We start from the raw sequence: 8,772 nt of genomic DNA, 5'->3' as shown, positions 1-8,772 counted from the left end.
GAGAGAGTTAGTTTAATTTAAAATACTATCAATCGGATTTTGATTTTTTCACCATCAATTACGAACCATATTTAAATGGAAAACCAAGAGGCGGATCTGTTGCCAATGAGGCTTTCAATAGCTTCAATTTTTATCTGCTATCCAATTGAGGACGCTATCAAATTGCAGGTAATATAATATTAAACAGCTTGATTTAGCGCAACAAAATAAATCTGAACTATGGAGTGGTAGAAATGGAGGGAAACAAAAAAATTCTTTTTTATTCGGTATCTATAATTACCGGCATCTTCTTTTTGGTTTGGGGGATATTGGAAGCCCAGAGCGTTCTTGCACCGCTGATAACCGCCATAATTTTGGCATTGGTGATATTACCCATGGCCTTGTGGATGGAGAAACGATTGAAAAGGGGAATTTCTTCTCTGATCAGCACCTTTACGCTCTTCATCATTTCACTGGGATTTGTTGCGCTGCTTTCATACCAGATGAAAGTATTTATCGATAGCTGGCCGGAAATCAAAAAAACGATGGAGCCAAAAATTGAACAGTGGAAGACATTTGTTACGAGTAATACCTTTTTAAATGAAAGTGATCTCCCGACGGGCGATAGTTTTGCGCTTATGGAAGGCGAGTCGGGCGAAGGCGAGAGCGCGGGCAAGGCCACACAAATAGTCAGCATGTTTGGGCGAGGTACCGGGTATCTGGGTACCTATCTGCTGACTTTTATCTACGTATTTTTCATCCTCAATTACAGGCATCGGTTCCGGACGTTTCTATTACGGCTATTCGATGATGAAAAGAGTGATGACGTCAATCAGATTGTTCATGAGTCGGCAAATGTCGTACAAAATTACCTGGTGGGTAAGTTGATACTCATAGGCATGCTGGCAGCAACGTATTCGATTGGCCTTGGAATTACCGGCGTCAGCAATTTTATTCTTATCAGCATCGTGGCTGCGCTTTTCTCTCTAATTCCCTATGTAGGTAATATTATAGGGTTCGGTTTAGCCATGGCGTTTGGTTACCTAACCTCCGGTGAAATTGGAGTGCTTATAGGAATTGTAATTACCTTTGCAGTTGCCCAGTTTTTGGAAAGTTATGTACTACAACCATATGTAGTAGGCAGCAAAGTAGACGTGCATCCCTTTTTTGTAATCTTCGCCGTGATTGTGGGTAGCGCTTTATGGGGTATCATCGGCATGATCCTGGCCATTCCCGTTATGGGAATTATAACAATCTTATTTCTGCATGTCCCGGCTCTGGAACCCTTCGGCTATCTCTTCAGCAATAAAAAGGAGGATAACTAAATGAAAATTTTCAAATCAACCTCGATCTTCGTTCTGGTAACACTGCTTGCACTAGGTATTTGGGCCTTCATTGTTGAACCGCGTTTTCTTCTGGATGTGCAGATTCATGATGCAGAGGTGCCAAATTTAGGTTCAGACTGGGAAGGAAAAAAGGTGGCGCTGTTGGCAGACTTACAAGTGGGTATGTGGTGGGGCAATACCGGGATGATCAAAAAGGCGGTGGAAAAAGCTGTGGAAGTTGAGCCTGCATTGGTTTTAATTGCCGGTGATTTTATTTATAAAGCTGATTCATCTGTTGTAGAATGAGCTGTTTCATTACTTCAACCGTTAGTGGACGCAGAAATACCCGTAGTGGCGGTACTTGGCAACCATGATTATTCTCTTGCACACGAAACCGATAAGATTAATAATGTGATTGCAACTTATCTAACTGTCTTTCTGCAAGATCTTGGCGTAGTCGTACTTGAAAATGAATCTTATTCTTTGACCAATGACAGCGGCTCCTCTTTTCATGTTATTGGCTTAGGTTCGATGTGGGCAGTCCGAAGTGATATAAAAAAGGCCTTTAGTAAAATACCTGCCAATGAACCAAGAGCGGTACTCATGCACAATCCCGTTGTTTATAAAGATATACCGGCGGATCAGGGAGCTTTTACCTTAGCTGCCCATACCCACGGCGGTCAGATACACCTTCCGCTGATGCCTGAATCTAAAACCTGGCTTGATATTGCTTTACCAAGGGAGGTTGTAGCTGAGGGATGGGCGGCTGACAGCATTGGCAAGGGGAGTAACCGACTCTACGTAAACCGTGGAATCAGGTTCAGTATGCTTCCGATCCGGTTTTTTTGCAGGCCAGAACTAACCATTTTTAATCTATCTCAAAAAAATGATACCCTAGTTAAGTCAGATTCAGAATGATAATACCAGCAGATATGAAGTTTGGCTTTTGTGGAGCCTCAATCCCAATTACAAAACAACTTTTTATATCCTCAAACGTTTTAGAAACTCATTTGGGTTGGTGTCAGCTAGTCCTAACTTTAGTTCAAGAAATCAAGAGAGAGACTTCATGAAGATCTATGTTAAAAATATGGCTTGTAATAGCTGCGTAATTTTTGTTAAAGATTGCTTAGAAGAACTGAACATACCAATAGTAAAAGTCGAATTAGGGGAAATAGATACTAAGGAAGATGTTACTGACGATAAAAAAAAGGATCTGGATAATAATATCCATAAAGCAGGAATGGAGCTGATAGATAAAAAACAAGGGGTGCTAATTGAAAAGATCAAAAAAGCCATGATTGATTATGTTAACAATTCAGATGGAAAGCCAAATATTAAGTTCTCTGTTCTGTTAAGCCAAAAATTAAATCATAGTTATACTTACTTATCAAATCTCTTTTCAGAAGTTGAAGCCTCTACCATTGAACAATATATTATTGCATTAAAAATTGAGCGGATAAAGGAGTTAATTATTTTTGGAGAAGATACCTTTTCCGAAATTGCACATAAATTAAATTACAGCAGCTCTGCACACTTGTCATCGCAGTTTAAAAAAGCAACAGGGTTAACTCCATCACATTTTAAAGCATTGAAAGAAAAAAGAAGAATAACCATTCAAAGCATTTAGCTACTTAAGAACCGGCCCATAATGATAATAGAGCCATCTTCAAGCATTTAAACACCCTGTTTTAAAAAAGGAGTTTGATCTTTATTGGGACCGGGAAGTCCTAAATAGTATTCCCAACGGGGATTTTGGTAACGAGAATAAGCTTGTCATTGATCAGGACCATCGGTCATCCGTCCGCGGTCGTCCGTCCTTCCCTAAAAAGAAATAAATCGATCTAAAAACACCGCGATCCAAACAAGAGGAAGGTAAGCGATAGAAGCAAACATGAGCTGTTTGGCATTAGCTTTTGTTCGGTCAAGCCCGAATTTTATAGTGTAAGCCAAAAACCCGAGAGCAAAAATAGTTCCGAGTACCAGAAAGATCATCCCGGAAATATTAAGCTGGTATATAGCGAAGGTTACCGGGAATAAGGAAAGCGTACAGATCACTGACCAAAATACAGTTTTATATCCCATCTCATCTTTGCGGGGAAGCATTTTTAGTCCGGCGCTTGAATAATCGTCTTTGCATAACCACGCGATAGAGAGCACGTGAGGAATTTGCCAAAAAAACATGATACCAAACAACAGCCACATGCCCGGCTCTGCTATATTACCGGTAGCAGCGGCCCAACCGCCAACGGGAGGAAGTGCTCCCGGAACAGCCCCAATTGCGATGTTGATCGGGGAAACTTTTTTCATGGGAGTATAAACCCCGAGATAAATAAGGGCTGTCACAAATGAAACGACTCCTGCTACCGGGTTTACCATAAGAATAAGGTAAAACAACCCGGAAAAGATCATGGTCAATGAAAAGATCATTCCATTTTTAGAGCCAATGCGTTGATCAGGAAGAGGGCGTTTGGAAGTTCTTCTCATCAAGCGGTCAGAAACGCGTTCCATAAATTGATTGTGAGCTCCGGTTCCTGCTGCAATAAGATATGTTCCTATCAGGGCATGAATGAGAACGAGAAAATCAATGTTAGCACCACTGCCAAGGATAAACCCCACCAGCATACTCACCAATACCGACATAGTGATGCCCGGTTTGGTTAGTTGGTAATAGTCAGTAATCACATCCGTAAAAGATCTCTTGATGAGGATGTTATCTTCGGCTGAATTCATGTAAATTTGATAGGTAAAAATAATACTTTGTACAGCACCAAATTTAAATATTATTCCTCTTACTTGACAGTCTTTTGATGATGAAATTAAACGTATTCCAAAAAACAGCTATCATAACCGTATTTGCTACTTTATTTTTGATATTAGTAGGAGGTTTGGTTCGGGCAGCCGGAGCCGGATTGGGGTGTCCCGATTGGCCTACATGCTTCGGTATGTGGATACCACCCACCAGTTTAGCTGATTTACCCGCCGGTTTTGATGCAAGTCAATTTAACGTATATAATACCTGGATAGAGTATGTAAATCGGTTGGTTGGAGTGCTGATCGGGCTACTGATTACCATCACTTTTGTACTTTCCTTCAGGTATAGAAAAACAAAGCCAACAGTTTTTTACAGTTCGTTTGCGGCATTTGTGCTCGTACTATTTCAGGGATGGCTTGGGGGAGTGGTGGTAAAAACAGGCTTGCATGCGGGAATGATAACGGCGCACATGCTGGTGGCGATGGTTATTATAACAACGTTGTTATATGCTGCTTTTGAGGCCACAAGCGACCTGCTGAAAGTCAGAATAGAAGAACATTTCAGAAAAAAGCTGCTTTGGACGTTGTGGATATTATTTGGCTTATCGATGATACAGCTTGTACTTGGAACACAAGTTCGTGAAGCGGTAGATGTGATCAAGAATGCAGCTGAAGTTTTACCGAGAGGCATCTGGTTGGAAAGTGTGGGAAGTGTGTTTCCAATACACCGCAGTTTTTCGTGGCTGGTTATTTTTGCGGGAGCTTTCTTGTATTATATCCTGAACAAGAATAAAGCAGAAGGATTGGTTCTCACTTTAGGTAGATTGAACGTACTTCTTGTTTTTGCTCAGGTCCTCATAGGTGTTGGATTGTATTACCTTGATATGCCACGAGTGCTTCAGGTGCTTCATCTTGTGGGAATGGCTGTAATGGTGTGTACACAGTTTCTGATGATCCTGGTGGTGAGCGCTGGAAAGAGTAACACAGAAGACAATAAGCAGTAAACAGTTGGTGTTGCTTTACCTTCTGATTATTACCTATTCGCCTACAGTCGTTCAAGCAGATCGTTCAAAAATACCTTGATCTCGTTCAGGTCTTTGCGGGCTTCGGCACTAATGTCAGGTTTTACTCTTTGTTGACCATCTCTCAATATTTCCTGTACACCTTCCGTACTGTATTTTTTATCATGCAGTAATTCTTTTATCCTGAAGATGAGCGCTAATTCCTGTTCTTTATAGACCCGGTTTCCGGCACTGTTTTTTTTAGGCTTTAGCTCTGTGTATGTTTTTTCCCAGTTACGCAAAACATGAGGCTCTAACCCTGTTAATTTGCTGACTTCACCCATTGAGTAATACAATTTTTTCATAGCAGGCAGAAAGTGTATTTTAGAACGTTTTTAGTGCCGTGAAAGTAAACTAATTCTGAACTTATATAAAAGAATACATTTTGCAAGAATCACAATTACTTAAAAATATGGATGTAAGTATTGTCATCCCCGTTTTCAATGAAGAGGAATCTTTACCGGAATTGGAACAAGCTATTGCTGATGCTTTGATTCCTACCTTTAGCTATGAGATCATTTTTGTAGACGATGGTTCCTCGGATAATTCCTGGAGTGTGATCAGATCTTTGAGTGAGCAAAAAGAGTTTGTACATGGAATTTGTTTTCATCACAATTACGGGAAGAGTGTGGCACTTCAGGCCGGCTTTGATGCTGCAAAAGGCAAATATGTGGTGACCATGGATGCAGACCTGCAGGATGATCCTGCTGAGGTCCCGGAAATGATACAGATGCTTAAAGATGGATACGATCTGGTGAGTGGATGGAAGAAAGAACGGCATGATCCGATCTCAAAAACCATTCCTTCTAAGTTTTTCAATTTTGTAACCAGGAAGGTTGCGGGTATTGATCTCCATGATTTTAATTGTGGGCTGAAGGCTTATCGTGCTGAAGTGGTAAAGAATATTTACCTGTATGGAGAGCTGCATCGTTATATTCCCATGTTAGCTAAAAGAGAAGGGTATTTCCGAATTACAGAAAAGGTAGTTAAACACCATCCCCGAAAATATGGCAAGACCAAGTTTGGTTTTTCACGATTTATGAATGGCTTTCTTGATCTGGTAACCATCACTTTTGTACAAAAGTATTTACAAAAGCCGATGCATTTTTTTGGGACCATAGGGGTGTTGTTGTTATTGATAGGCGGGGGAATAAATCTCTACCTTGCGTTCATAAAAATTGCATATGGAGCAGGTATTGGAGACCGCCCCTTGCTATTTCTGGGTATTCTATTGATGGTTGTAGGGGTACAATTTTTCTCAACAGGTTTGCTTGGAGAGCTGATCAATAAAAACCATGTGGAAAAGCAGAAACCCAGAATTCGGGAAAGAGTTTAAGCGATAGCTCTTAAGAATTTCATCCCATAAAAAAGCCCCACACATAAGTTATGTATGGGGCTTTTTGGCATGTACCGCGTACGGGATTTGAACCCGTGCTACCGCCGTGAAAGGGCGGCGTCCTGGACCCCTAGACGAACGCGGCATCAAGTTTTTTTCAATAAAAAAACTGTGGATGTTTTATCCACAGTTTAAAATAAATGGGAGCCCGATGGGAATTGAACCCACGGCCTCTAGGGCCACAACCTAGCGCTCTAACCGACTGAGCTACGAGCTCCATTTAGTACCGCGTACGGGATTTGAACCCGTGCTACCGCCGTGAAAGGGCGGCGTCCTGGACCCCTAGACGAACGCGGCATTAAGAAAAAAATCAATATGTCAAAAAGAACAAGGTGCCAATGAGGCGACAGGCGGGTTCGAACCGCCGTACGAGGTTTTGCAGACCTCTGCCTAACCACTCGGCCATGTCGCCTTTTGTTATTAGCAAAAAGCTAGTACGCCCGACAGGAGTCGAACCTGTAACCTACGCCTTAGAAGGGCGTTGCTCTATCCAGTTGAGCTACGGGCGCTCAACTTACAATATGTCAAAAAAAACAAGATTTCCCGGGAATAAGCCGAAAAATCTTTCTTTAGTCGGGGAGACAAGATTTGAACTTGCGACCCTTCGCTCCCAAAGCGAATGCGCTACCGGACTGCGCCACTCCCCGTTTCCGTTTTCGGAACAGATTCCAAAAATACGAACCATTAATTTCGCAGGCAAATACTTTTCCATATTTTCTTAGGTTATTTCTACTGGTTCGAGATCACGAAGTTCAGAAAAAGAAGAGCTCGTTTTGGAACAATGGTATGTAAAATCAGCGCTAAGGATGCAGGATACTACCTAAGATCTCTTGAAAATGAGTTAGTCCCTGTATGGTGTAAAATTCATTCATGTTTTTTGGTTCCTCTGTTACCATTATTGGGATCATATTTGTGCGCCTGCCAAACTCCATATCGGTTGGGGAATCTCCCACAATAATGGACTTGGAGAAGTCTATCTCCGGAAAGTCTTTCTTGGCCTTCAGCGCCATCCCGATATCAGGCTTTCGCATTGCAGAGTTTTCAGATTTTAATTGCGGAGCAAAATAAACGGCATCTACAGTGCCTCCCTCATTTTCGATTTGATTTAGAATCACTTCATGGATCCTGTGAAGATCTTGCTCAGTCATAAGCTCTTTCCCAATTCCCTGCTGATTTGTAACAATGACAACTTTGCCAAAGATTGAAGACAAATTTGCTACAGCGGCGGGAACTCCGGGCAGGATTTCAAGTTCACGGAGGTTCTTTACATAGTCATTTTCGCGTTTTTTATTTATAACTCCATCCCGGTCTAAAAATAGCGTCCAGTTCTTATCAATCTCCGGAAATATTCCGATCTCCAGCTGGGCTTTTTTAAAATCTTCTGGAATTCCAATATCCAGAAAATAACCGGAAGAAGGAAAGCCCATAAATGTGAGTTCATTTACTTTTGGCTCAAAAAAATCATGTTCGATAGAAAACTTATTGGGAAGTTCACATTTCATAAAAGATTCAACATTAAAAACATACATACCAACATTGATCAGCCCGCTATCTTTTGGCTGTTTCTCATAAAACTGGAGAATCTTTCTATCCGAATTTAACTCAACTGTGCCGTAGCGTTTAATATTTTCCATAGGCTTTAGTGCAAAGGTAACGTCTGCACCCGATTTTTTATGAAAACTGAACAAAGCTTTTATATCTCCATAAAACATTGAGTCTCCATTCAAGACTAACACATCTTTACTATGAGCGAACTGCAAGGCGTTCTTTATGGCTCCACCGGTTCCCAATTGTTCTTCTTCTACGGCATAAACAATTTCACAATTCTTGTAGGCAGAGGAAAAGTGGTCTTTTATATAATCAGATTTATAGCCTACAGAAAATATAATCCGGTTCACCCCGGCATCAACTATTCGATCTACCAGGTGTTCTAAAAATGGTTTGGACTGAATGGGAGCCATTGGTTTTGGAATATCCTGAACTTCAGAGCGAAGTCGTGTTCCTAATCCGCCAGCTAAAATAATTGCTTCCATATTATTGTTTTGGGAAGAGCGTTTGTTCTACGAGTTCACAAATAGTATGTCCGATCAACATGTGGCATTCCTGAATCCGGGGGGTATCTGTTGAAGGTATTTCAATCAACAGGTCGCAAAATTTTTTCATTTCACCACCGGTTTCTCCGGTAAACCCAACGGTATGGCATCCTTTCTTTTTTGCCTGAATTAAAGCATTTACGATATTTTTGGAATTTCCTGATGTT

Annotated in this window: 10 protein-coding genes and 6 tRNA genes; 6 read left to right on the top strand and 10 right to left on the bottom strand. The window is 41.2% G+C overall.

Going from position 1 to position 8,772, the window contains the following annotated elements:
• Positions 1–233 precede the first annotated feature (233 nt).
• The 4 genes from VFM80_RS09730 to VFM80_RS09715 all read left to right on the top strand — a co-directional run bounded on the left by VFM80_RS09730 (position 234) and on the right by VFM80_RS09715 (position 2,931).
• Complete coding sequence (locus tag VFM80_RS09730) at positions 234–1,304, top strand: AI-2E family transporter (protein WP_395071630.1); 1,071 nt, start codon at positions 234–236, stop codon at positions 1,302–1,304.
• Entirely contained in the window at positions 1,305–1,610 is a 306-nt protein-coding gene (locus VFM80_RS09725) for a hypothetical protein (protein WP_395071629.1), read from the top strand.
• Positions 1,611–1,634: 24 nt separating this feature from the next.
• A complete protein-coding gene (locus VFM80_RS09720; RefSeq protein ID WP_395071628.1) occupies positions 1,635–2,222 on the top strand; it encodes a metallophosphoesterase in 588 nt (195 codons plus the stop codon).
• Positions 2,223–2,370: 148 nt separating this feature from the next.
• Positions 2,371–2,931, top strand: coding sequence for a helix-turn-helix domain-containing protein (locus VFM80_RS09715; RefSeq protein ID WP_395071627.1), 561 nt, complete (start codon positions 2,371–2,373; stop codon positions 2,929–2,931).
• Positions 2,932–3,125: 194 nt separating this feature from the next.
• Here the strand turns inward: VFM80_RS09715 and cyoE are convergent, their stop codons facing one another.
• A complete protein-coding gene (gene cyoE, locus VFM80_RS09710) occupies positions 3,126–4,034 on the bottom strand; it encodes a heme o synthase (RefSeq protein WP_395071626.1) in 909 nt (302 codons plus the stop codon).
• A 77-nt stretch (positions 4,035–4,111) separates the two neighbouring features.
• Between cyoE and VFM80_RS09705 the strand changes: the two genes are divergently transcribed.
• Positions 4,112–5,059, top strand: a complete 948-nt coding sequence (locus tag VFM80_RS09705; RefSeq protein WP_395071625.1) for a COX15/CtaA family protein — start codon at positions 4,112–4,114, stop codon at positions 5,057–5,059.
• Positions 5,060–5,100: 41 nt separating this feature from the next.
• On the opposite strand, the gene VFM80_RS09700 is transcribed toward VFM80_RS09705, so the two are convergent.
• A complete protein-coding gene (locus tag VFM80_RS09700) occupies positions 5,101–5,421 on the bottom strand; it encodes a MerR family transcriptional regulator (protein WP_395071624.1) in 321 nt (106 codons plus the stop codon).
• Between the two features lie 107 nt (positions 5,422–5,528).
• Here VFM80_RS09700 and VFM80_RS09695 point away from each other — a divergent pair, with 107 nt between their 5' ends.
• Positions 5,529–6,452, top strand: a complete 924-nt coding sequence (locus tag VFM80_RS09695; RefSeq protein ID WP_395071631.1) for a glycosyltransferase family 2 protein — start codon at positions 5,529–5,531, stop codon at positions 6,450–6,452.
• Positions 6,453–6,524: 72 nt separating this feature from the next.
• On the opposite strand, the gene VFM80_RS09690 is transcribed toward VFM80_RS09695, so the two are convergent.
• The 8 genes from VFM80_RS09690 to VFM80_RS09655 form a co-directional block, all read right to left on the bottom strand.
• Positions 6,525–6,597, bottom strand: a tRNA-Glu gene (locus tag VFM80_RS09690).
• Between the two features lie 58 nt (positions 6,598–6,655).
• Positions 6,656–6,729, bottom strand: a tRNA-His gene (locus VFM80_RS09685).
• A gap of 7 nt (positions 6,730–6,736) precedes the next feature.
• A tRNA-Glu gene (locus tag VFM80_RS09680) sits at positions 6,737–6,809 on the bottom strand.
• A 44-nt stretch (positions 6,810–6,853) separates the two neighbouring features.
• Positions 6,854–6,924: transfer RNA gene (locus VFM80_RS09675), tRNA-Cys, on the bottom strand.
• Positions 6,925–6,947: 23 nt separating this feature from the next.
• Positions 6,948–7,021: transfer RNA gene (locus VFM80_RS09670), tRNA-Arg, on the bottom strand.
• A gap of 64 nt (positions 7,022–7,085) precedes the next feature.
• Positions 7,086–7,159, bottom strand: a tRNA-Pro gene (locus VFM80_RS09665).
• Between the two features lie 153 nt (positions 7,160–7,312).
• Positions 7,313–8,545, bottom strand: a complete 1,233-nt coding sequence (locus tag VFM80_RS09660) for an HAD-IIIA family hydrolase (protein WP_395071623.1) — start codon at positions 8,543–8,545, stop codon at positions 7,313–7,315.
• A 1-nt stretch (position 8,546) separates the two neighbouring features.
• The coding region (locus VFM80_RS09655; protein ID WP_395071622.1) for a D-sedoheptulose-7-phosphate isomerase at positions 8,547–8,772 on the bottom strand (226 nt) is incomplete at its 5' end.

This window comes from Gracilimonas sp. (genome assembly GCF_035704785.1).
In the GTDB taxonomy this organism is placed as follows: Bacteria; Bacteroidota; Rhodothermia; order Balneolales; family Balneolaceae; genus Gracilimonas.
Note: the sequence above shows the minus strand (reverse complement) of the source record. Positions and strands in the feature narration are given on the sequence as shown.